16 protein-coding genes are annotated in these 23,864 nt (G+C 69.2%); 7 read left to right on the top strand and 9 right to left on the bottom strand.

All coding sequences use genetic code 11. The annotated features are described in order from the left end of the window. The 3 genes from ACTWPW_RS55010 to ACTWPW_RS55000 form a co-directional block, all read right to left on the bottom strand. Nucleotides 1–753: non-reducing end alpha-L-arabinofuranosidase family hydrolase (locus ACTWPW_RS55010; RefSeq protein ID WP_443173701.1), on the bottom strand; the 753-nt coding region annotated here is incomplete at its 3' end. A 79-nt stretch (nucleotides 754–832) separates the two neighbouring features. Next, nucleotides 833–2,854 carry a family 43 glycosylhydrolase gene (locus ACTWPW_RS55005; RefSeq protein WP_375118166.1) on the bottom strand — a complete coding sequence of 674 codons (2,022 nt, stop codon included), beginning with the start codon at nucleotides 2,852–2,854 and terminating at the stop codon, nucleotides 833–835. Next, nucleotides 2,851–5,577: a beta-L-arabinofuranosidase domain-containing protein gene (locus ACTWPW_RS55000; RefSeq protein WP_443173700.1), complete on the bottom strand. Its 2,727-nt coding sequence runs from the start codon at nucleotides 5,575–5,577 to the stop codon at nucleotides 2,851–2,853. Before ACTWPW_RS55000 ends, ACTWPW_RS55005 begins: the two co-directional genes overlap by 4 nt. 925 nt (nucleotides 5,578–6,502) lie before the next feature. Between ACTWPW_RS55000 and ACTWPW_RS54995 the strand changes: the two genes are divergently transcribed. Together ACTWPW_RS54995 and ACTWPW_RS54990 are read left to right on the top strand one after the other, a co-directional pair. Beyond that, nucleotides 6,503–6,775 (top strand): hypothetical protein, encoded by a 273-nt coding sequence (locus ACTWPW_RS54995; protein ID WP_375118164.1) that lies wholly within the window; start codon nucleotides 6,503–6,505, stop codon nucleotides 6,773–6,775. A 93-nt stretch (nucleotides 6,776–6,868) separates the two neighbouring features. After that, entirely contained in the window at nucleotides 6,869–9,859 is a 2,991-nt protein-coding gene (locus ACTWPW_RS54990; RefSeq protein WP_443173699.1) for a glycosyl hydrolase family 95 catalytic domain-containing protein, read from the top strand. 3 nt (nucleotides 9,860–9,862) lie between these two features. Here the strand turns inward: ACTWPW_RS54990 and ACTWPW_RS54985 are convergent, their stop codons facing one another. Then, nucleotides 9,863–11,323, bottom strand: a complete 1,461-nt coding sequence (locus ACTWPW_RS54985) for an endo-1,4-beta-xylanase (protein ID WP_443173698.1) — start codon at nucleotides 11,321–11,323, stop codon at nucleotides 9,863–9,865. A 524-nt stretch (nucleotides 11,324–11,847) separates the two neighbouring features. Here ACTWPW_RS54985 and ACTWPW_RS54980 point away from each other — a divergent pair. The 4 genes from ACTWPW_RS54980 (at nucleotide 11,848) to ACTWPW_RS54965 (ending at nucleotide 18,086) form a co-directional block, all read left to right on the top strand. Continuing rightward, a complete protein-coding gene (locus ACTWPW_RS54980; protein ID WP_443173697.1) occupies nucleotides 11,848–13,176 on the top strand; it encodes an extracellular catalytic domain type 1 short-chain-length polyhydroxyalkanoate depolymerase in 1,329 nt (442 codons plus the stop codon). 47 nt (nucleotides 13,177–13,223) lie between these two features. Beyond that, nucleotides 13,224–15,074 (top strand): family 43 glycosylhydrolase, encoded by a 1,851-nt coding sequence (locus ACTWPW_RS54975; protein ID WP_443173696.1) that lies wholly within the window; start codon nucleotides 13,224–13,226, stop codon nucleotides 15,072–15,074. Between the two features lie 220 nt (nucleotides 15,075–15,294). Further along, the gene (locus ACTWPW_RS54970; protein WP_375118159.1) at nucleotides 15,295–16,479 is read left to right on the top strand and encodes a cellulose binding domain-containing protein; all 1,185 of its coding nucleotides are present in this window, start codon (nucleotides 15,295–15,297) and stop codon (nucleotides 16,477–16,479) included. Nucleotides 16,480–16,508: 29 nt separating this feature from the next. Beyond that, nucleotides 16,509–18,086 (top strand): lectin, encoded by a 1,578-nt coding sequence (locus ACTWPW_RS54965; protein ID WP_443173695.1) that lies wholly within the window; start codon nucleotides 16,509–16,511, stop codon nucleotides 18,084–18,086. Between the two features lie 208 nt (nucleotides 18,087–18,294). On the opposite strand, the gene ACTWPW_RS54960 is transcribed toward ACTWPW_RS54965, so the two are convergent. The 4 genes from ACTWPW_RS54960 to ACTWPW_RS54945 all read right to left on the bottom strand — a co-directional run bounded on the left by ACTWPW_RS54960 (nucleotide 18,295) and on the right by ACTWPW_RS54945 (nucleotide 22,555). Then, nucleotides 18,295–19,446 (bottom strand): mandelate racemase/muconate lactonizing enzyme family protein, encoded by a 1,152-nt coding sequence (locus ACTWPW_RS54960; protein ID WP_443173694.1) that lies wholly within the window; start codon nucleotides 19,444–19,446, stop codon nucleotides 18,295–18,297. Nucleotides 19,447–19,480: 34 nt separating this feature from the next. Then, on the bottom strand, nucleotides 19,481–20,308 hold the full coding sequence (locus ACTWPW_RS54955) for a carbohydrate ABC transporter permease (protein ID WP_375118156.1): 828 nt from the start codon (nucleotides 20,306–20,308) through the stop codon (nucleotides 19,481–19,483). Continuing rightward, complete coding sequence (locus ACTWPW_RS54950) at nucleotides 20,308–21,135, bottom strand: carbohydrate ABC transporter permease (RefSeq protein ID WP_443173693.1); 828 nt, start codon at nucleotides 21,133–21,135, stop codon at nucleotides 20,308–20,310. Before ACTWPW_RS54950 ends, ACTWPW_RS54955 begins: the two co-directional genes overlap by 1 nt. 151 nt (nucleotides 21,136–21,286) lie before the next feature. Beyond that, nucleotides 21,287–22,555, bottom strand: a complete 1,269-nt coding sequence (locus ACTWPW_RS54945; protein ID WP_443173692.1) for an ABC transporter substrate-binding protein — start codon at nucleotides 22,553–22,555, stop codon at nucleotides 21,287–21,289. A gap of 137 nt (nucleotides 22,556–22,692) precedes the next feature. Here ACTWPW_RS54945 and ACTWPW_RS54940 point away from each other — a divergent pair, with 137 nt between their 5' ends. After that, on the top strand, nucleotides 22,693–23,463 hold the full coding sequence (locus ACTWPW_RS54940; RefSeq protein ID WP_375118153.1) for a FadR/GntR family transcriptional regulator: 771 nt from the start codon (nucleotides 22,693–22,695) through the stop codon (nucleotides 23,461–23,463). A 214-nt stretch (nucleotides 23,464–23,677) separates the two neighbouring features. Here ACTWPW_RS54940 and ACTWPW_RS54935 read toward each other — a convergent pair. Beyond that, the coding region (locus ACTWPW_RS54935; protein WP_443173691.1) for a hypothetical protein at nucleotides 23,678–23,864 on the bottom strand (187 nt) is incomplete at its 5' end.

Here is a 23,864-nt window from a genome sequence, read left to right as displayed (position 1 = left end):
CGAGGAGGACATGGTGTTCTGGCTGGCCGAGGCCATGTCGGACCAGTTGGTGAAGAGGCTGAAGTTCATCGAGCCCCATCTCGTGCCGGTGTCGTGGGTCGTGGCGTAGACGAGGTGCCGGCCGTTGAAGGGGGCGACGGTGAAGTCCTTGAGCGAGACCCAGCCCGACTTCGGGGTCGCCAGCGGGCCTGTCGAGGTCCAGCGGTATGACGACGGAAGATCGCACGTACCGGTCGGCGTGGGCGTGGGTGTCGGGCTCGGGTTGCCGCCGTCGACCTGGACGAGCTGCCATTGCTGGTTGGCGCCGCCCCAGTCGTCGTACTGGACGATGTTGGCGCCGTCGGCGGTGGCGGCGCCCTGCACTTCCAGGGCCTTGTTGCTGTGGCGCGAGATGAACCTCACGTGGCCGTCGGAGCTGTCGGCCAGCCGCCACTGCTGGTTGGTGCCGTTGCCGTCGGCCCATTGCACGATGGCGCCGCCGTTGGCGGTGGAGAAGTTGTAGACGTCGAGGACCTTGCCGGAGTGGCGGGACTTGATGCGGTAGTAGCCGCCGCCGGAGTCGACGAACTGCCATTGTTGCTGGTTGCCGTTGTTGCGGGTCCACTGGGTGATGCGGGCGCCGTCGTTGGTGGCGAGGTTGTAGACGTCCAGGGCCTTGCCGCTGTTGCGGTTGACCAGGACGTACCAGGCGTTGGTGTCGACGGTGGCCGCGTGGGCGGACTGCGTCTGAAGGGCGATGAACAGGCTCGCCAGTAAGGTGGCGACCGTCGCGAGGACGGCCAGGGATCTGGACTTCACGAGGTTCCTCCGATTCATCTGTCGACGGGTCGGGTCAGGGGGTGGTGAGGTCGAAGCGGCTTACGGTGACCGCGCCGCCGAGGGACTGGGTGGCGTAGTTGAAGATCCCGAAGCGGTAGCCCATGAAGAACTGCCAGGCGTTGTTCAACGTGAAGGCCGGGCCGAGGTTGATGAAGGTGGTGCCGTCGGTGCTGTACGAGAAGCGGGCCTGCCTGCCCGAACCGGGCCGGATGTCGGCGTTGACCCGCAACCAGATGCGGCCGCCGGAGATGTTCGCGCTCGCCGCCTCGGTGCCGGTGCCGGTGGTCTGCCAGGAGCTGTTCATGGTCAGGCCGTTGGTCATCACGACCCGGTTGACGCCGTTGTCGCGTTTGACGCCGATCCAGGCCGACTGGTCGCGCAGCATGGCCAGCCCGGCACGGTCGCCGTTCGCCATCTGCGCGTAGTCGAGCTCGATCGTCGCCGTCGAGGACGGGCCCTGGATGCGGTGGGTCAGGGTGTTGCGGGCGTTGTAGAGGTCGCCGGTGACGGTCGCGGTCTGCAGGCGCAGGCCGTTGCCGGTGGAGAAGCGGGTGGTGTCGGGGTTGTGGTTCCACTCCCAGCGGTGACCGAGGCCGGCGGAGGTGAAGGTGTCGGGGCCGATCATGGGGGCGACGGTGCGGCTGGTCTGGATGTTCGGCTTGGGGTAGGTGGTTCCCCAGGCGCCGTTGACGGTCTGCACGGTCGGCCAGTCGCCGGTCCAGGTGATCGGTGCGAGGGCCGGGACGCGGCCGCCGGGGTAGGCGTCGACGAACGACATGTAGTACCAGTCGCCGTTCTGGGTCTGGACGAGCCCGCCCTGGTGCGGGACGCCGCCGCCGGCGATGGGGCCGGGCATGTCGAGCAGGACCTGGCGCATCTCGTACGGGCCCCACGGGGAGGTCGAGCGGAGCACGTACTGGCCGTTGGCGGGGCGGGTCAGCCAGATGTAGTAGTAGCCGTTGCGCTTGTAGAAGCGGGCGCCTTCCAGGGTGCCGACGCTGCTCGGGGTCTGGAACACCTGCTGGGCGCGCACCTGGCTGAGCCCGTCGGGCGAGAGCTGGGCGACGCTGATGGTGCCGTTGCCGTAGGCGACGTACATGGTGTCGTTGCTGTCGATCAGCAGGCCGGCGTCGTAGTAGCAGTTGTTGATCTGCGAGCGTTTGGTCCAGGTGCCGTCGACGGCGGAGGCGGTGTAGACGTAGGTGCGGTTGAACTCGACGCAGCCGATCCAGTAGTAGGTGCTGTTGCTGGGCCGGTAATTCAGGGTGGAGGCCCAGATGCCCTTCACGTACGCCCGGCCGCCGTTGAGGTCGTAGGCGCCGGAGTTGAAGTCGAGCCTCGGGACCGAATGGCCGGCGTACTCCCAGTCGACCAGGTTGTAGGAGCGCAGGATCGGCGCGCCCGGCGAGTAGTGCATCGTGGAGGCCGAGTAGTAGTAGGCGTCACCGACCCGGATGATGTCGCCGTCGGCGAAGTCCTGCCAGACGACCGGGTTGGTGTAGGTGCCCCCCGGGTTCGGGTCGGTGCCGACCTGGACGAGCTGCCATTGCTGGTTGGCGCCGCCCCAGTCGTCGTACTGGACGACGTTGGCGCCGTCGGCGGTGGCGGCGCCCTGCACTTCCAGGGCCTTGTTGCTGTGGCGCGAGATGAACCTCACGTGGCCGTCGGAGCTGTCGGCCAGCCGCCACTGCTGGTTGGTGCCGTTGCCGTCGGCCCATTGCACGATCGCGCCGCCGTTGGCGGTGGAGAAGTTGTAGACGTCGAGGACCTTGCCGGAGTGGCGGGACTTGATGCGGTAGTAGCCGCCGCCGGAGTCGACGAACTGCCATTGTTGCTGGTTGCCGTTGTTGCGGGTCCACTGGGTGATGCGGGCGCCGTCGTTGGTGGCGAGGTTGTAGACGTCCAGGGCCTTGCCGCTGTTGCGGTTGACCAGGACGTACCACGCGTTGGTGTCGACCGTCGCGGCCGACGCCTGGGGCGTGAGGAGCACGCCCACAAGAAGCAGGGACGACAGAACCGCGAGCAGGCGTCTCACAGGAACCTCCAGAGATTGTTGTTCGCGCCGTTGTCGTCGGCGAGCACGACCTGCGCGCCCTGCGCGGTGCCGCCGAGGCCGAGGACCCGTCCGCCGTTCGCGCACTGGATGCGGAAGGCGGCGCCCGACCCGTAGCGCAGCCGCCAGCGGTGGTCGGCGGTGCCGTTGTCGGCCCACTGCACGACGCGCGACCCGGAGGCGGTGCCCATGTTCTCCACGCCCAGCACCTTCTGGCTGTGGGAGTTGCGCAGCCGCAGGTAGCCGCCGGTGTCCACGACCGCCGTCCACAGGTGGTCGGCGGTGCCGGTGTCGCCCCACTGGACGACGAGCGCCCCGTCGGCCGTGGACATGCCGGTGACGCCGAGCACCATCCCGGTGCCCACGTTCTGGATACGCCGCGCGCCGTTCGGCACGAACCGCCACTGGTTGTCGGGGCTGCCGTTGTCGGAGTCCTGGACCGCCTGGGCGCCGCTGGCCGTCGAGCCGTTCTGGATGCCGAGCAGCTTGGCGCTGTGGACGTTGCGGATCTTGACGGAGCCGTCGCCGACGTCGGTGATCGTCCAGCGGTGGTCGGCGGTGCCGGTGTCACCCCACTGGAGCACCCGGGCGTTGTCGGCGGTCGACATGTTCTCGACACCGAGCACCTTGCCGCTGTTCACGTTGCGGAACCGCAGGGCACTGCCGTCGACGACCGGGACCCAGTCGTGGTCGGCGGTGCCGTTGTCGGTCCACTGGAGGGCCAGGCCGCCGTCGGTGGTGGACATGTTCTGGATGCCGAGGGCCAGCCCGCTGGCCGCGTTGATCAGCCGGAAGCTCGCCGCGCCGGTACCGCCCTGGCCGCCGGTGTTCCAGTAGACGACGTAGTTGTGGTCGTGAGCGTCGTGGAACGGCGCCAGCCGCACCGACGCCCCGTTGGCCGTGGCCGTGAAGGTCAGGGAGGACGTGCTGGTCCGGGTGATCGAGGAAGGGGTCAGGGCGGGGGCCGACGACAGGCTGGTGTTGCCGTAGTCGCCCGACAGCACGACCGGTCCGTAGGTGACGGCTTGCACGGCGGGGTTGTCGTTGGCGGCCTTCATGACCACCCGCATGGGCAGCCGCACGGTCACGGTGTCGCCCGGCGCCCACGGCCGGGTGAGGTCGGCGTAGGTGCCCGGCGTGGTGGCGATGTCCTGCTGGGCTCCGTTGACGCTGATCGTCGCGCCCTGGGTCCAGGCCGGGATGCGGACGCGCATCGTCCACGATCCGCTCGCGTTACCGGTGACCTGCAACGACGTGGTGTCGCCGACCGGATAGGAGGTCGTCTGGGTGACCGTGATGCCGCGCTGGCTCCAGTCGAGCGTGGAGGGCACGAACAGGTTCACGAACAGGGTGGTGCCGTTGTGGAAGTAGATCGAGTCCATCAGCTTGGTGTTGGTCTCGATCCCGGTGCCCTGGCAGCACCAGAAGGAGTTGTAGTCCGTGCTCCAGGTGCCTCCGCCCCAGGCCGGGCCGACACCCCGCCGTCCGCCGGGGTTGAGCGGGGTGAAGTAGGTGACGTGCCCGTGTGCGTCCGCCGGGTTCTGCTGCCCAAGTAGGTGGTTGAGCAGGGCGTTCTCGTAGTAGTCGAAGTAGTCGGCCCGGTCCGGCGACAGCTGCCACAGCTCCCTGGTCAGCTTGAGCATGTTGTAGGTGTTGCACGCCTCGCCGGTGTCCCTGGTCAGGTGGGCGGCGATCGCGTTGGGGGCGCGGAAGTGCTCGGCCTGGCTGTTGGAGCCGTTCACGTACGTGTGCGCGCCGACGGTGATGGACCAGGCGTTGGCGGCGATGTCGCGGTAGCGGGTCGTGCCCGTCGCCTTGTACTCGCGGGCCGCCCCGATCCACTTGGGCACCTGCGTGTTGGCGTGCAGCCCGTTGAGCCGGTCCTGGCCCGTGGCCAGCGGATCGAACACGGCCGCGTGGTCGAACCGCCGGGCCGTGGTCAGCCAGCGGGAGTCGCCGGTCATCTGGTACAGGTCCGTCAGCACGGCGTTCATGCCGCCGAACTCGGTGCCGAGCATGGCCTGCATCTGGCTTGAGCTGAGTCGCGACGTGCGTGCGTCCACCCACCCTGCCAGGGCCAGCAGCACGGTCCTGGCCTGGGTGTTGCCGATCAGCCGCCAGGCGTCCAGCAGCCCGGCCAGGGTCTTATGGATGCAGTAGTACGGCACGTTGCCGTTGGTCAGGGTGCGGTTCTCCACGGCCGTGATGTCCGACTCGGGGAAACCGGACAGGTAGCCGCTGGTGAACCCGGCGGCGCCGTTGTTCGCCTGGCATCGGGCCAGCTCGGCCACCATGCGATCGGCCTTGTCCCGGCAGGTGGTGTCGCCGAGCACGGCGTAGGCATGCGCCCACGCCGTCAGGAAGTGGCCCTGCATGTGGGACCGGAACGGGAAGCTGGGCGCGTCCCAGCCGCCGTTGGCCGCCGCGCCGTTGGTGGACAGCCGGTGATTGGCCCGGAAGACGTACAGGAGCCGGTCGACATCGACGAAGCGCAGGTAGCTGAGGGTGCGGTTCTGGTTGTCCAGCAGGCGACCGGAGGTCAGCCGCACCTGGCCGAGGTCGAACTCGTAGGCCGAGACGCCGATGTCGGGTCTGGCCCAGGGGAGTGCGGCCAGCGCGGGGGATGTGCCGGCCACCTGGCCGGCGACCGAGAGCGCGGCGGTCGCGCCCGCGGCCTGAAAGAGCTGACGACGGCTCAAGGACATGCGGTGCTCCTTGGGGGTGGGGGGTGGTGACCGGCCGCCGCCGGTCACGTGTTCACCGGGTCAGGCCCTCGGAGAGGTCGCCCATGGTTGTCGGCGCGGGGCTGCCGCGCTCGGGCGGCTTGTTAGCGCTAACAATTCGTAGGTGAGATCACCCGGGGCCAGGGCATGCCGGCGGACGGTGCGTCCTGTGCCGTTACCGGGGATGAGGGGGGACATCCAGGGCTCCTTGACTAGAACAGATGGGCCACGCGATCTGTTAGCGCTAACATCCTCCTGCCTGGAGCTGTGTGGCCTGCTTTGTCGAGCGCGTTGTCGCGGAGTACATCCGACGGTCCGGCCCGGCGTCAACGAGGGTCACCCTTCGCCGACCGGGCGTTGCCGCCGGAACGCCTTCCCGCCTGGAGTTTCGCGCCCAGGGAGATCGCGCCGCACCGCCCGTGCATGTGAAAGTTTCACAGAAGTTGCGGCTTGGCAACAGGGTAATTTGCGACCAAGTGCGGGTTAACTTGCTGGCTCGAACCGTGCTCACGCGACCTGGGGCGGTTCGCTTCCTGCCTGGCCCCGAGCGCCGACCAGCCCCTCGCCGACGGGCTTACCGGTGCTCAGCGGGGTGATCGGCAGCGTACTTGATCTTAATTAAGTTTCTTCCCCGGGCGCTGTTGACGAGCCACAGGGACGGCTTTACCTTCCTGCAGAGACGTTAACGCGAACGAACGGCGCTCCCAGGTGGTCCCCACTCGTCCGTGATGCCCGGGTGCCAGGACGGCGAAGAACTCCCACCACACGGCTGTCATGCTCGCCCCCGGTAGGCCGAGGCGACGCTCAACGGCACCTTCAGCTGCCCCGAAACCATCACGGAAGCAGGACAGCCCGAGCCCGGGGGCCGGGAGCGGCGCGTGCCGGCGACCGACCCCAAGGAGGAGACGTGACGCACGACCCGGTCGACCGAAGATCGCTGAGCCGGAGAACCGTCCTGGCGACCATGGGAGCCCTGCCGGTCCTCGCGGCCACGCCGCCGGCCGTCGAACCCGGCGCGACCGTCATCGCGTCGCCGTGGAACCCCCCGCCCACATGGTCGAGACCTTCGTACGAAGCAGCCGAGGTGCAGGGCGCCTCCACCGCCGACGGCGCCGACATCGTCCAGTACGACGACTGGGACGGCGCCAACCAGCAAGGGCAACTCGTACGGGTCGGCTGACGGACGATGCCCGCCACGCGGACGTCGTCCAGCGGACCGACCACAACCCCGTAGGGAACGAGAGTCGAGATGGCTGATTTATCGCGCAGGCAAGTGTTGAGATTCGGCGCGGCCGGAGCCGGCGCCGCGATGTTGCCGTTGCAGTGGACGGCCGCCGCCCGGGCCGGCTCGGTGCCCCCTCCCCAGGTGAGCGCCGCCAACGACCTGGCCCTGTGGTACGACGAGAGCGCCGGCTCGGACTGGCTGCGGGCGCTCCCGATCGGCAACGGCCGCCTGGGCGCCATGGTGTTCGGCAACGTCGACACCGAGCGGTTGCAGCTCAACGAGGACACCGTCTGGGCCGGGGGCCCGTACGACCAGAGCAACCCCCGGGGCGCGGCGGCGCTGGGGCAGATCCGGCAGTTGGTCTTCCAGAACCAGTGGAGCCAGGCCCAGACACTGATCGACCAGAACCTGCGGGGAAACCCGGTGGGCCAGCTGGCCTACCAGACCGTCGGCAATCTACGGCTCGGCCTCGGCAGCGCCGCCGGGGTCTCGGAGTACAACCGCTACCTCGACCTGACCACCGCCACCACGGTCGTGTCCTACCTGCAGAACGGCGTGCGGTACCGGCGCGAGGCGCTCGCGAGCGCGCCGGACCAGGTGATCGCCGTCCGCCTGACCGCCGACCGGCCGGGCTCGATCACGTTCTCCGCGACGTTCGACAGCCCGCAGCGGACGACGCGCTCCAGCCCGGACGCGACCACGGTCGCACTCGACGGCGTCTCGGGCGACATGGAAGGAGTGGCCGGCTCGGTGCGGTTCCTGGCGCTGGCCCGGGCCGTCGCCGACGGCGGCAGCGTCACCAGCTCCGGCGGCACCCTCCAGGTCAGGGCCGCGAACAGCGTGACGCTGCTGGTCTCCATCGGCTCCAGCTACGTGAACTTCCAGAATGTCGGCGGCGACTACCAGGGCATCGCGCGGCGCCATCTCGACGCGGCCACCGGCCGGGCCTACGACGACCTGCGCGGCCGGCACGTGGCCGACTACCAGCGGCTGTTCGGGCGCACGACGCTCGACCTCGGCCGTACCGCGGCGGCCGACCAGCCGACCGACGTGCGGATCGCCCAGCACGCGAACACCGATGACCCGCAGTTCTCGGCGCTGCTGTTCCAGTTCGGCCGTTACCTGCTGATCAGTTCCTCCCGTCCAGGCACCCAGCCCGCCAACCTGCAGGGCATCTGGAACGATTCGCTGACGCCGGCCTGGGACTCGAAGTACACCATCAACGCCAACCTGCCGATGAACTACTGGCCCGCCGACACGACGAACCTGCCGGAGTGCTACGAGCCGGTGTTCAAGATGCTCGGCGAGCTGGCGGTCAGCGGCGCCCGGACGGCCCGTGTGCAGTACGGCGCCGGCGGCTGGGTGACCCACCACAACACCGACGCGTGGCGGGGGACGTCGGTCGTCGACGGCGCGTTCTGGGGCATGTGGCAGACCGGCGGCGCGTGGCTGGCCACCCTCGTCTGGGACCACTACACCTTCACCGGCGACCTGGAGTTCCTCCGGCAGTACTACCCGGCCATGAAAGGCGCCGCGCAGTTCTTCCTCGAGACCCTCGTGGAGGAGCCGAACCTCCGGTATCTGGTCACGAACCCGTCGAACTCCCCGGAACTGGCCCACCACGCGGGCGTCAGCGTCTGCGCCGGCCCCACGATGGACAACCAGATCCTGCGTGACCTGTTCAACGGCTGCGCCCAGGCCGGCCAGGCGCTCGGCGTGGACGCCGACTTCCGGGCGCGGGTCCTGGCCGCCCGCGACCGGCTCCCGCCGATGACGACCGGCTCGCGCGGCAACATCCAGGAGTGGCTGTACGACTGGGTCGAGACCGAGCCCGCCCACCGGCACGTCTCCCACCTGTACGGCCTGCATCCCAGCAACCAGATCACCAAACGCGGCACCCCGGGGCTGTACACCGCCGCGCGGCGCACCCTCGAACTGCGCGGGGACGACGGGACCGGCTGGTCACTGGCCTGGAAGATCAACTACTGGGCGCGGATGGAGGAGGGCGGCCGGGCGCACGCGCTGCTCCGCCTCCTGGTGCGGACGGACCGGCTGGCGCCGAACATGTTCGACCTGCATCCCCCGTTCCAGATCGACGGCAACTTCGGCGCCACGGCCGGTATCGCCGAGATGCTGCTGCACAGCCACAACGGCGAGCTGCACGTGCTGCCGGCGCTGCCGCCGGCCTGGCCGAACGGCAAGGTGCTGGGTCTTCGGGGGCGCGGTGGCCACACCGTGGACATCACGTGGAGCTCCGGCGGGGCCACCGAGGTTCTCATCAGGTTCGACCGCGACGGGACGGTCAAGGTGCGCGGCCGCATGTTCACCGGAACCTTCCAGGTGGCCGACGCCGCGACCGGCGGCGCCGTCAGCGTCACCAGACCCGAGTCCGACGTCATCGCGCTGACCGGCCAAGCCGGGCGCACGTACCGCATGACCGCGTCCGGCACGCCGGCGAGCCACGTACGGATCACGAACGTCACCACCGGTCTGGTGCTGGACAGCGGCGGCACCGTCGCCTCCGGCTCGGTGGTCAAGCAGTGGAGCTACGACGGCAGTGCCAACCTGCAGTGGCAGCTGGTGGACCTGGGCGGTGGCTGGTACCGCATCGTCAACCGCGCCAACGGCATGGTGATCGACAGCTGGGGCAACTCCGCCAACGGCGCCAGTGCCCGGCAGGCGGCTTGGAGCGGCGGCGCCAACCAGCAGTGGCGCCTCAACAGCACGGGCAACGGCCGCAACCAGATCATCAACCGGGGCACCGGCACCGCGCTGGACGGCATGGGCAACAGCACCGCCGGGTCCACCGTGGCCATGTGGGCGCCGAACAACAGCACCAACAACCAGTGTGGACGATCACGGGCGTGTGACGGCCGCCTGACAACCTTGTCGAGCCACGCCCGGCCGTTGCGGCCGGGCGTGGCTCACCCTCCCTCGGTCTCCCCACCGGAGCCGAGGGAGGGTCGCACAGGGGGTTCGGTCAGCGGGTCGAGCCGGTCCGGGCCGGCCGGCCCAGGCGCCGGGGCGACCCGTCGGTGAGGCTCACGCGGTGTTCGGGGTGTAGGTCCACTTCTGGTTGGCGCCGCCCCAGCAGCTGTACAGCTGCAGCCCCGTACCGTTGCCGGTGCCGGCGCCGACGGCGTCGAGGCACAGCCCGGACTGTACGCCCACGATCGTGCCGTCGGAGTTGACGCGCCACTTCTGGTTGTCGCCACCCCAGCAGGAGTAGATCTGGATCTTGGCGCCGTTGCCTGTGCCCCCGGCGTCCAGGCACTTGTCGCCGTACTTCAGCTCCCCGGCCGTGGTCTGCGTCCACCGCTGGTTGCTCTGGCCGTTGCAGTCCCACAGGTGCACCGCGGTGCCGTCGGTGGTGCTGGCGTTGGGCACGTCCACGCAGCGGCCGGAGGCCGTGCTCTTGATCTCTCCGGCGCCGCCCGGGCCGGGCGTCGGCGTCGTGCTGCCGCCGTTGAGCGCGTTGAGCACCGAGGTGTAGGCGGGCTTCTTGTTGCCGTTGCCGTCGAAGAGCAACGGGGCGGCGCCGGCGCCGAGCCAGGAGTCGGTGTCGCGAACCCCCCAGACCGTGATGCCGGTACAGCGCGGCACCGCCAGGCAGTCGTTGACGACGTTGGCGTACGTGGTGGCCGAGCCGCCCTGGATGTCCAGCTCGGTGATCTGCACGTCGACCCCCAGCGCGGCGAAGCTCTGGATGGTCGTGCGGTAGTTGCTGTTGTAGGGGCTGTTGCTGTTGAAGTGCGACTGCAGGCCGACGCAGTCGATCGGCACACCGCGGGCCTTGAAGTCCCTGACCATGTTGTAGACGCCCTGCGTCTTGGCCCAGCTCCAGTTGTCGATGTTGTAGTCGTTGTAGCACAGCTTGGCGGCCGGGTCGGCGGCGCGCGCGGTGCGGAAGGCCACCTCGATCCAGTCGTTGCCGGTGCGCTGGAGGTTGGAGTCACGCCGGCCGCCGGAGTTGCCGTCGGCGAAGGCCTCGTTGACCACGTCCCAGGCGTAGATCTTGCCCTTGTAGTGCCCCATGACGCCGTTGATGTGGTTGATCATCGCCTGGCGCAGCGAGCTGCCCTCCATCGACCGCATCCAGTTCGGCTGCTGGTTGTGCCAGGCCAGGGTGTGCCCGCGCACCCGCTTGCCGTTCTGCACAGCCCAGTTGTAGACCCGGTCCCCGGCGGAGAAGTTGAACTGCCCCGGGTTGGGCTCGGTGGCGTCGATCTTCATCTCGTTCTCGGCCGTCACCATGTTGAACTCGCGATTGGCGATCGTCGTGTAGGTGGAGTCGCCGAGCCTGCCCGCGGCGATGGCGGTGCCGAAGTAGCGGCCGCTCTGCGCGGCGGCCGCGCCGAGCGTGCTCTCCGCGGCATCGGCCGGGATCGCCGTCGCCAGTGCCGTGATCAGGCCGAGCGCGCCGAGCGCACCGGCGACCAGCGCCCGGCGGCCCGCGTCGAGCGGCCGCCTGGCGGTAGGTGGGGACATGGCGTTGAGACGCATGCTTGAGCCTCCGTATGCGAATCATGGGGAAAGGATCATGCGGGACACACCCGCGGGACCGATGCCGCGTCCAGGTGGGGACGCACACCACAGGCGTCGGGACGGCAGTCCCCCTGCTGAGCACCACCGAGCCGGTAAGGGAGATCACCTCGGGCACTCAGTGTGGGAATCTCGCCGAAAGTTGTCAAGGATTCAGTGAAAACTTTCGGTGACGCATGCTGCTATCTGCACCGGTTGTCCTGGCTGAATACGCGACCTGTGCCGTTGAAAGTTTCGGCCGGGCCCGCCGGGTGGCGGGTGCATGAAAGTTTCACGGCGACGCTCTCGCTGATCGACGGCGGCCGGACTCGAAAGTTCGAGGTGAGCACACCCGGCGGCTGTCTCCTCCGGTCGCCGCAATCTACGGCGCTCTTGACAGTACCTTTCTGCCTCGTGTTTGCTCCGTCCCGCCACCACCTCCACCGGCCCGAGGGAGCTCGACCAGGCCAGCGGTTTGTTAGCGCTAACAGCGGAGAGGCGAACCAATGAAGCGAAGCGAACCCCCTACGCGGTACGCGGGCATCGGAGCCGCGCTGACGGCTCTGATCACGGCGGTGGCCACTGCTCTGACCATGTTCCTCACGGCTGCGCCGAGAGCGTCGGCGGCGGTCCTGACCGAAGTGACGAGCTTCGGCGCCAACCCCGGCGGTCTGCGGATGTACCTCTACGTCCCGGACACGGTGGCGCCCCGCCCGGGAGTCCTGGTGGCGATGCACGGCTGCAACGGCTGGGCCACGGGCTTCCACCAGGGCACCGAGTTCGCCTCGCTGGCCGACCGGTACGGCTTCATCGTCATCTACCCGCAGGCGAACAAGAGCGCCAACGGCCTGTCGAACTGCTTCGACGTGTGGTCGAACGAGGCCCTGCGCCACGGTGGCGGCAGCGACCCGGTGTCGATCGTCTCCATGACGGCCTACGTGCTGCAACGCTACAACGGCGACCCGGAGCGGGTGTTCGCCACCGGCTTCTCCTCCGGCGCCATGGAGACCAACAACCTGCTCGCCACGTACCCGGACGTGTTCAAGGCCGGCGCGCCGTTCGCGGGGGTTCCCTACGGTTGCCTCGGCCCCGCCGGGTGCGGCGACAAGACACCGCAGCAGTGGGGTGACCTGGTCAGGAACGCCTACCCCGGCTACACCGGGCCCCGCCCGCGCGTGATGGCCTGGCACGGCACCGCCGACTCCGTGCTGCCGTACACGATGCTGCAGGAGGAGGTCGACCAGTGGACCAACGTGCACGGGCTGGGCCAGACCCCGGCCTCCACCGACAGCCCGCAGTCCGGATGGACCCGGCGAGTCTTCGGCTCCGGGCAGGTCGAGGCGTACACCATCACCGGAGCCGGCCACGACCTGCCGCGAGCGGGGATGGCCGCGCACGCCATCCGCTTCTTCGGACTGGACGGCGGCTCGTCCACCACGACGCCGACGCCACCACCCGGGGGGCAGATCAAGGGAGTCGGCTCCGGGCGTTGCCTGGACGTGCCCGGCGCCGCCACCGCCGACGGCACCGCGGTGCAGTTGTGGGACTGCAACGGGCGCGGCAACCAGCAGTGGGCCGCCACCTCGGCCGGTGAGCTCAGGGTCTACGGCGACAAGTGCCTCGACGCGGCCGGCACCGGCAACGGCGCCGGCATCCAGATCTACTCCTGCCACGGCGGCGCCAACCAGAAATGGCGCCTGAACGCCGACGGCACCATCACCGGCGTGCAGTCCGGCCTGTGCCTGGACGCCGTGGGCCAGAGCACCGCCAACGGCACCCGGCTCCAGCTCTACTCCTGCCACGGGGGCGCCAACCAGCGCTGGACCCGCACCTGACACACCGCGCCCGCACCCCCATGTCCGCCCGGCTCCGGAAGGTGACCATGAAAGTCGCATCCCCCCTCCAGTTCGGCGTCATGGCGAGGCTGGGCGTCATGGCACGGCGCGGTGTGCCGGCGATCCTTGCGCTGCTCTGCGCCGTGATGGTGATCCCGGGCACGGCCAGGGCGGACAACCCGATCGTCCAGACGATCTACACCGCCGACCCGGCGCCACTGGTGCACGACGGCCGCGTCTACCTCTACACGGGACACGACGAGGACGGCTCGACGTACTTCACCATGAAGGAGTGGCGGGTCTGGTCGTCCGCCGACATGGTGAACTGGACCGACCACGGCTCGCCGATGAGCGTGGCCACCTTCAGCTGGGCGAGCGCGGACGCGTGGGCGGGCCAGGCCGTCCACCGGAACGGCAAGTTCTACTGGTACGTCCCGGTGAAGGACCGGGCGAGCGGCCAGATGGCCATCGGCGTCGGGGTCTCCAACAGCCCCACCGGGCCCTTCACGGATGCCATCGGCCGCCCTCTCGTCAGGAACGGAGAGATCGACCCGACGGTCTTCATCGACGACAACGGGCAGGCCTACCTGTACTGGGGCAACCCCAACCTCTGGTACGTCAGGCTCAACGCCGACATGATCTCGTACTCCGGCAGCCCCAGCCAGATCCCGCTCACCACCGCGGGCTTCGGCACCCGCACCGGCGACACCAGCCGGCCGACCCTGTACGAGGAGGGTCCCTGGGTCTACAAGCGCAACGGCCTCTACTACAACGTCTTCGCGGCGAAATGCTGCTCGGAGTTCATCGGCTATTCGACGGCCCCCGGCCCCACCGGCCCCTGGACCTACCGCGGGACGGTCATGCCCACGCAGGGCAGCAGCTTCACCAACCACCCCGGCGTCATCGACTTCAACGGCGGATCGTACTTCTTCTACCACAACGGCGCCCTGCCGGGCGGGGGCGGCTTCACCCGCTCGGTGGCCGTCGAGAAGTTCACCTACAACGCCGACGGCACCATCCCCACGATCAACATGACCACGGCCGGAGCGCCCCAGGTGGGCACGTTGAACCCCTACGTCCGCCAGGAGGCCGAGACGATCGCCTGGGAGTCCGGCGTGGAGACCGAACCCGCCGGCGAGGGCGGCATGAACGTCGGGTGGATCGAGAACGGCGACTACGTCAAGGTCAAGGGCGTCGCCTTCGGCTCCGGCGCGACGTCCTTCAGCGCGCGGGTGGCCTCGGCGACCAGCGGTGGCCGGATCGAGCTCCGCCTGGACGGCGTCAACGGCACGCTGGCGGGGACGTGCACCGTGCCGGGCACCGGCGGCTGGCAGACGTGGACGACGGTCACCTGCCCGGTGAACGGCGCGACGGGCACCCATGACCTGTACTTCAGGTACACCGGCGGCAGCGGCAACCTGTTCAACGTGAACTGGTGGCAGTTCACCGGCGGCACCGGCGGGAATGTGCTGGCCAACGGCGACATGGAGAGCGGCACCACGGCCTGGGGCACGTCCGGCGGAACCCTGTCGTCCGTCACCGACCCGGTGCACGGAGGCGCGCGGGCGCTGTCCATCGCCGGGCGCACGGCGTCATGGAACGGCACCACCCAGGACGTGACCGCCAAGCTCACCAACGGCAGGAGCTACACCACGAGCGTCTGGGTGCGGTCGCAGAGCGGCACGCCCAGCGCGAAGGCGACCCTGGCGCTCACCGCCGGCGGTACGACGAGCTACCTCCAGCTCACGCCGGCGACGCCGGTGAACTCCGGCGGCTGGACCCGGCTCACCGGCACGGCGACGGTGTCGTGGAGCGGGACGCTTACCGGCGCCACCTTCTACGTCGAGACGGCGGCGGGCACCGACGGCTTCTCCATCGACGACGCTTCGTTCCAGTAGCCAGAGCCGGCTGTTAGCCAGAGCCGGCTGTCTCGCACGTGCCGCTCCGGCACGACCACCCGCGCCGCTCCCGCCGGACATGGGAGCAGCGCACGATCTGTCAGTCCAGACGCATCGGAATCGGCACCATGATCGGAGTTACGTGATGTCCAGGCACCGCTCCCTTTTCGGAGCGATCGCGGTCGCGGCACTTCTCGTACTGGCCACGAGTCGTGTGGCGATGAGCAGCGACGCCGGCAGCGCGGCGGCGCCCGCCGGCGCCCTCGCGACGACCGCCGGATGCGGCAAGACCCCGACGTTGAGGAGCGGCACGCAGTCGATCCAGACCAGCGGCAAGAACCGCTCCTTCATCCTCCGGCTGCCCGACAACTACCAGAACAACACCCCCTACCGGTTGATCTTCGGCTTCCACTGGCGGGGCGGCACCGCGACCGACGTCGACTCCGGCGGAACCAGCGGGTACCCCTGGTCCTTCTACGGACTCCGGCAGCTGTCGAACAACGGCGCGATCTTCGTCGCTCCCCAGGGCTTCAACAACGGCTGGGCGAACGCCAACGGCGAGGACGTCACCTTCGTCGACGACATGATCCGGCTCATCGAGGCGGATCTCTGCGTCGACACCTCGCAGCGCTTCGCCACCGGCTTCAGCTACGGCGGCGGGATGAGCTTCTCGCTCGCGTGCTCGCGGGCGACGGTCTTCCGCGCGGTCGCGGTCTTCTCCGGCGCGCAGCTCAGCGGGTGCAGCGGCGGGACTCAGCCCATCGCGTACATGGGGCTGCACGGCATCGGGGACACGGTGCTCAACATCTCGCAGGGACGGTCGCTGCGTGACAGGTTCGTCCGCAACAACGGCTGTACCGCGCAGAACCCTCCCGAGCCGAGCTCGGGGAGCCGGAGCCACATCGTCACCACCTACTCGGGGTGCCGGGACGGCTATCCGGTCGTCTGGGCCGCGTTCGACAACGGTCACATGCCCGGCCCGGTGGACGGGACGTACGCCGAGAGCGGCGTCACGACCTGGACCAAGGCAGAGGTGTGGAAGTTCTTCTCCCAGTTCGCGAGCTCCCCGTCGCCGAGTCCGACGCCCACCCCCACTCCCACCCCGGGAACCGGTGCGTGCACGGCCACGATGGAGACCGTGAACTCCTGGTCCGGCGGCTTCCAGTCCACTGTCACGGTCCGCGCCGGCGACGGCGCCGTGAACGGCTGGACGGTCGGCTGGACGTGGCCGGGCGGGCAGACGATCAGCAGCCTGTGGAACGGCGTGCGGTCCGGCTCCGGAGCCGGCGTGACCGTCCGCAACGAGGCCTACAACGGCTCCATCGCGGCCGGCGGCAGCACCACGTTCGGCTTCACCGCCAACGGCGCCGCGGCCACACCTGCCCTCTCCTGCGCCGTCTCCTGATCCGGTGCCGTCATATGAGGAGGAGTCAGATGCGTAAGGTCATCCGATGGATGCTGGCGGTGTTACTGGCCGCCGCTTCCCTGGTCGCGACCGGCGGTGCGTCGTCGCCGGCCGTCGCGCTGGAAAACGGGCTCGCCCGTACGCCGCAGATGGGGTGGAACGACTGGAACACCTTCTTCTGTAACGTGAACGAGAGTCTCATCCGGCAGACCGCGGACGCCATGGTCTCCAGCGGCATGGCGGCGGCGGGCTACACGTACGTCAACATCGACGACTGCTGGTCCACCATGAGCCGCAACGCCAACGGGGATCTGGTGGCGGACCCGCAGAAGTTCCCCAGCGGCATCAAGGCCCTGGCGGACTACGTCCATGCCAGAGGGCTGAAGCTCGGCATCTACTCCTCGGCGGGGACCACCACGTGCGCGGGGTACCCGGCCAGCCTGGGCTACGAGCAGCGCGACGCCGCCCTGTGGGCGTCCTGGGGGATCGACTATCTGAAGTACGACAACTGCGGCGATCATCAGGGCAGGAGCGGGCAGCAGCGTTACACCGCCATGCGTGACGCGCTGGCCGCCACCGGGCGCCCGATCGTGTACAGCCTGTGCAACTGGGGCCAGGAGAACGTGTGGACCTGGGGGATGCCGGTGGGCAACTCCTGGCGCACGACGGGCGACATCGCGGCGAACTGGAACTCCATCATGGGCATCCTGGACCAGCAGGTCGGGCTCGAAGCGTACTCGGGGCCGGGAGGCTGGAACGACCCCGACATGCTGGAGGTGGGCGTCGGCGCGCTGACCGCGACCGAGGGACGGGCGCACTTCAGCCTGTGGTCGCTGCTGAACGCTCCGCTCATCGCGGGCAACGACATCCGGTCGATGAGCGCCGAGACCCGGTCCATCCTGACGAACACCGAGGTCATCGCGGTCAACCAGGACTGGGGCGGCAGGCAGGGCCACAAGATCAGCGACAACGGGAACCTGGAGGTGTGGCGCAAGCCGATGTCCAACGGCTCGGTCGCGGTCGTCCTGCTCAACCGCGGCACCTCGGCCGCGACGGTCTCCACCACCGCCTCGGCCCTGGGCCTGGGCTCGGTGTCCTCCTACTCGGTGCGCGACCTGTGGGCGCACACGACGTCCTCCTCGTCCGGGACGATCAGCGCGTCGGTGCCCGGGCACGGTGCGGCCATGTACATCGTCACCGGCGGAGGCATCACGCCGACTCCCACGGGAGCGATCAAGGGTGTCGGCTCGGGCCGGTGCCTGGACGTCACCGGCGCCTCGCAGGCCAACGGCGCGCAGGCGCAGATCTGGGACTGCAACGGCCAGGCCAACCAGCAGTGGACGTCCACCGCGAGCGGTGAGCTGCGGGTCTACGGGAACAAGTGCCTGGACGTCTACGACGGCGGCACCGCCGACGGCACCCAGGTGATCATCTGGGACTGCAACGGGCAGTCCAACCAGCAGTGGCGCCTCAACACCGACGGCACCATCACCGCCGTCGGCGCCGGCAAGTGCCTGGACGTGCCGAACAACGCCACCGCCAACGGCACCAAGCTGATCGTCTGGTCCTGCAACGGCGGCGCCAACCAGCGTTGGACCCGCACCTGAGGGCCGTCACGAGACACACCTTCGCCGGCGGCGGTCCTCCGCCCCGGCGAAGGTGGCCGCTGCTCGGCCGGCGGCGCCGAGGCCGGGGGCGCCGCGGTCGGGGGCGCCGCGGTCGGGCCGGTCGGATGGATCACCGCCTGGCCCCTGCCGGGAGGTCGTCCGGGGTGACGGTGGTGGTGTCCGTGCGATGTTGCCTCCCGGCCCAGGGCTACGGGGCGGACCGGTGCTGCGATGCGGCGCTGTGATCGGCCACCGCCAGCAGACGCCGCCCGGCGTGCTCGGGCCGGACGTTGGGGGTGCCGGCCGTCATGGTGCCGTCCGGCCGGCGGGTGGACGAGGTGAGCGCGTCCTCGTCGATCGTGATGCCCAGGCCCGTGGAGTTCCCGAGGACGAACGCGCCGTCCTCGACGGTCAGGTCGACGGACACGCCGAGCGGTGGCCGCAGGTCCTGCAGTTCGCTGATCATGTGGTTCGGTACGGAGGTCGCGGCGTGCAGGAGCCCGAGCGGGGTGGTGCCGATCGGGCTGACCGGCAGGTCGTGGGCGTGCGCCAGAGCGGACACCCGCAGGAAATGGGTGATTCCCCAGACGGCTGCCGTCTGGACGATGTCGACGGCCCCCGCGGCCAGCAGCGGCCGATACTGTTCGAGCCCGGTGAGGTTCTCACCCGTGGCGACCGAGGCGCGGACCCCGCGGCTGACGACGGCCAGGCCTTCGGCGTCCCATCGCCGGACCGGCTCTTCGATCCAGACCAGGTCCAGGGTGCGTTCGAGCTCGCAGACGTGCCGGACCGCCTGTTTGCGGGTCCAGGCTTCGTTCACGTCGAGTATCAGGCCCGGCCGCGATCCGTGCGCGGCCTCGGTCAGGACCTCTCGTATCAGCGTCAGCCGGTGCCGGTCGCGTTCGATGTCGAGGCCGCCCTTGAGCTTGGCCGCCCGCAGTCCGTGCCCGGCGTAGACCTGGTAGAGGGAGACGAGTTCCTCGTCGGTCAGGCCGATGTCCAGGCCGGAGGCGTAGGCGGGGACCCGCCTGTCGCGACCGCCCAGCAGGCGCCACAGCGGTTCGCCGGCTGCCTGCGCCTTGATGTCCCACAGGGCGGTGTCGAGTGCGCCGATCGTCCCGAACACGGCGCCCGCGTGGCCGGCCTTGAAGGTCTGCCGCAACATGCGGTCGTAGAGCGCGGTGACGCCGCGCGGGTCCTCGCCTTCGATGGCGGCGAAAATGGTGTCGAGGTGCGTGTGCGGCCCGAGGCCGACGCCGGTGATCCCCTCGTCGGTGTCCACCATGATGATCGGGACCGGCACGTTGCCGTCGGCGTAGACGCCGTTGGCATCACCGACGGGCCGGCCCCATTCATGCATCGTCGTCAACGTGCGATACCCCGAGATCCGCATGTCAGCCCTTCGTGGAGCCGGCGGTGACACCGTCGGCGATCTGACGCTGAAGGAAGAGATAGAGCAACAGGACGGGTATCGCGGCGATCAGGACTCCTGAGGCGAACTGGGGGATGTGGTCCGAGTATTGTCCGCGCAGCGAGGTGACCCCGACCATGAGGGTGCGATGCTCCGGCGACGGCATCATCAGCAGGGCGATGAGCACGTCGTTCCAGCAGAACAGGGCATCGAGGATGCCGACCGACAGCAGGGCCGGAGCACCGAGCGGGATCATGATCCGCCGGTAGACGCCGTAGGTGGTGTTCCCGTCGATCCGGGCCGCGTGGACGATCTCCACGGGGATGGTCCGGTAGTGGCTCGTCATCAGGAAGATGGTGAACGGGAGGAACTGCGCGACGTAGGCCAGGATCAGTCCCGGGTAGGTGTCGATGAGGCCGCTGTCCGCCATGATCCGGGCCAACGGCACCATGATCACCTGGAACGGGATGAACAGCGCCGCCAGACAGCCCAGGAACAGCGCGGTGGAGCCGCGGAAGCGCAGCTGACTCAGCGCGAAGCCGGCCATCGACCCGAAGAGCAGCAGCAGGACCACCGAGACCGTCACCACGACGAGCGAGTTGGCGAAGTAGCGCGCCATGCCGACGCTGTTCCACGCCGCGGCGATGTTCTCCAGGTGCAGGGAGGTCGTGGGGGAGAAGCGGTCGAGGATGTACTCCCGCCGGGTCTTCATGGCGACGTTGGCGGTGAACACGAGGGGGTAGACGGTCGCCAGCGCGAGGAGCGCCATCGGGACGGCGACCATCCACCGGCCCAGGCGCTTGCCGGGCATCAGTCTTCCCTCCCCGCGCGGCGGAGCACGCTCACCTGGAGGATCCCGACCACGAGCATGATGAGGAACAGCACCGTCGACGCGGCCGAGGCGAGTGCCGGGCGGTTCATCCGTCCCTGCTGGATCCAGACGTAGAACTCCGGCAGGTACGTCGAACCTTCCGGGCCGCCGCTGGTCATGACGTACAGCAGGCCGAACATGGACGTCAGCATTCCGATCATGGTCGTGACGAAGACGAACTGGATGGTGCGGGACAGACCCGGGATGATGACATGCCAGATGATCCGGGGCAGCGACGCGCCGTCGATCCGGGCGGCGTCCAGGAGCGCGGCGTCCAGGGTGGAGAACCCGGCGAGGAACACCACCAGGGCCATCCCGAACGTCGCCCAGACGTGCACGCCGATGACGGTGAACATGGCGACGCCCGGGTCGCCGAGCCAGTCGACGGGGCCGAGGCCGATCGATCCCAGGGCGGCGTTCAACGGGCCGTCGAAGCCGAGCATCAGGTTGAAGATCGCGCCGACGATCACCGGTGAGAGCACGGCCGGGAAGAAGTAGACGCCGCGGAAGACCCGGTGCCCGGGCACCCGCAGGTAGATGAACGTCGCCAGCAGGCCGGGGATCGCCACCGCAACGGGAAGCAGGGCCACCAGCAGGCCGACGTTGCGCAGTGCGATGCGGAACAGCGGATCGTCGAGCAGTTGCGCGTAGTTGTCGAAGCCGACAGCGGTCCCGTTACGCTCGCCGTCGCCCGTGAAGGAGAAGTTGACGCCCAGCAGCAGCGGCCACAACCGCAGCGCCACGATGATCAGTACGGCCGGAGCCACCAGGACGAAGGGCGCGAGACGCTCGGCCCGCGCCCCGCGGGGGGTCCTTCCGGCGCCGCTGTGACGCCCCGGCCGCTCGAACCTCGCTCCTGGGGTCCGCTCCGCCGCGGCCGAGCGGACCCCAGGTGACGAACCTCCCATCGGCACGCGATCAGCTCGCCTTGTCCGAAGCGGCCAGTTGCTTCACCGCTTCATCGACGTTCACCGACCCGCTCAGGAGCTGCTGGGACAGCCTGCCCATCAGGTCGAGGGTCTTGGAGGACAAGGCGACATGCAGTGCGGGCTTGCCGTCCTTGATCTGGGGCACGATCGCGGCCACGGCGGGAGCGCCCTGCGACACGTCGATCGTGGTGTCGGAGGTGATCGCGCCCGCGCCGGTGTAGAAGGCGGTCAGCGCGCCGGTCGAGGTCAGCGATCGCACCAGGTCGGCGGCCACTTTGGGATCCTTGGTCGTCTTGGCGACCCCGTAACCGATGCCTCCGTCGTAGGGGAGGACGGGCGTGGCTCCGCTGGTGACCGCCGGCGCGGTCATGACGCCGACCTGGTCGGCGCCCAGGAATTCGCCGAAGTCCTTCCAGTGCCCGATATCCGACATCAGCCCGATGATGTTGGCGGCCTTACCGGTGTTGAAGACCGCGAACGCGTCGTTGAAGAGCGCGGTGGAGTTGGCGCCGTCGTTGTTCAGGCCGTCGTCGTTGACCTTCTTCCACAGGCTGAAGATCTCCTTCACGTGAGGAGAGGTCCAGTCGCGTTTTCCGGCGATCCAGTCGTCGTACTCCTTGGGCGTCAGGATGCCCGGCCCGAGGCCCGACATGAAGAACTGGATCCCGAAGCCTTCCTTGTTGCCGAGGGCAAAGCACTTGGCGCCGGCCGCCTTCTTGATGGCGGCGCAGCCGCTGACGAACTCGTCCCACGTCTTCGGCGGGTTCGCCGGATCCAGCCCCGCCTTCTGATAGATCGACTTGTTGTAGTAGATCGGATGGCCCTGCAGGGTCACCGGGGCGGCATAGATCGTGCCGTCCTTGCTGAAGGCGTCCCAGCCCGCCAGCCGCTGCTTGTCCTCGGCCACGTACTGGTCCAGCGGCAGGAGCCCGTCGACCCGGTCGCGAATCTGCCCGCCGCCGTTGAACAGCATGACGTCGGGGCCCTTGCCCGACTGGGTGGCCGCGCCCAACAGGGTGTAGTACTGATCGAACGGCTGGGCCACGAACTCGACGGTGACATCGGGATGCTTGGCGGCGAAGTCGGCCTTCGCCTTCTCGATGTAGGCGGTCACGCCCGGTTCGCCGGATTTCCAGTCCCACACCACGATCTTGCTCTTGGACTCCCCGGGGGAGGACTGCGTCGGTGCGGCGCTTCCGCATCCGGTCACGGCCAGCCCCGTGGCAAGGACGACTGACCAGAGTGTTCGCTGCTTCATAGCTCTTCACTCTCCAGAGCGCGGCCGGCGTTCCCGGCCGTCGTCCCGGAAACATAATTCGTATGACGTATGCTGTCAATACGGATGACATATACTGACGCGGTGGGCGCTGACCGAGCAGGTCACCGGAGGAAGATATGACGGCATCGCAGGAATCGCCCGGCAGCGTCCCCGTGCCGCCCGCATGGGTCCGACGACCGGCCAGCCTGGGCAAGGCGGTGACAGCGGAGCTCGTGGAGCGCATCGTCCGCGGCGTGCACCCGCCCGGCACGCCCCTTCCCCCCGAACCCGTGCTGTGCGAGACCTTCTCGGTGAGCCGGACCGTCGTCCGTGAGGCCGTGAAGATCCTCCAGGAGAAGGGGCTCGTCCAGGTCCGGCAGGGCGCGGGGACCATGGTGACCCCGCCCACGATGTGGGACATGCTCGACGAGCTCGTCCTGGCGGCGACCATCGACATGGACGAGAGCCTGGGGATCCTCGACGACCTCGTCGTCACCCGCCGCCTGCTCGAGTCCGACATGGCCTACCTCGCCGCCCGGGTGGCGGGCGAGGAGGCCATCGAGCGGCTGCGCACGCTGGTGGACCGGATGGACGAGCTCGTGGACGACCACGTCACCTACGCCGATCACGACCGCGCCTTCCACGACACGATCATGCAGGCGTCCGGAAACCGCATCGCCCGCGGCGTGGTGCGCGCGCTGGAGAGCCAGGTGATCAACACCGCCCGCTACCTGGGCAAGCCCGAACGCGCCCTGTGCGTGGCGTCCAACCAGGGCCATCGCCGCATCTACGAACGCATCGCCGCCCACGACTCCGATGGCGCCGCCGAAGCGATGTTCACCCACATCACCGAGGCCTGGCTCGTCCGGCGCAGCGCATCCAGCGCCCCCGTGCGCCTGCAACGCTGACGCGCCGTCGCGCTCTCGCCCGGCGTCGGGCCCCGGCCGCCCCGGCCTCGCGCCGCGCTCATCGCCGCCTCCACCGCCGGGGAGCACCGCTTCCCCGCCGCGCTCGCCCGCCCGCGCACCGCCGACCAGCGGATGCGGATCGTCCGGCGCGCGGGTGCCGCCGAAGCGGGCCCGTGCCCGGGCGGCCGTCGTGTGCCGGGCCTCCACGCCCTGCTCACCGCTCCAGGTCGGGCAGCTGGCTGGAGAAGAGGAGGTGGCCCCGCCGGCCGGTGGACGACGACATGCGGCCGTTCGGCTTCGGGGTCGCTGCCGTCGGCCACGACGAGGAGCGGGCGTGGCGACCAGGCCCCCGGCGCATGGCGCGGTGCGCGGTGCCAACGATCTGGCGCCCGCCCATGGGG

The organism is Nonomuraea sp. KM90, from assembly GCF_052246675.1.
GTDB lineage: Bacteria > Actinomycetota > Actinomycetes > Streptosporangiales > Streptosporangiaceae > Nonomuraea.
This window is presented reverse-complemented; position numbering and strand designations above follow the sequence as displayed.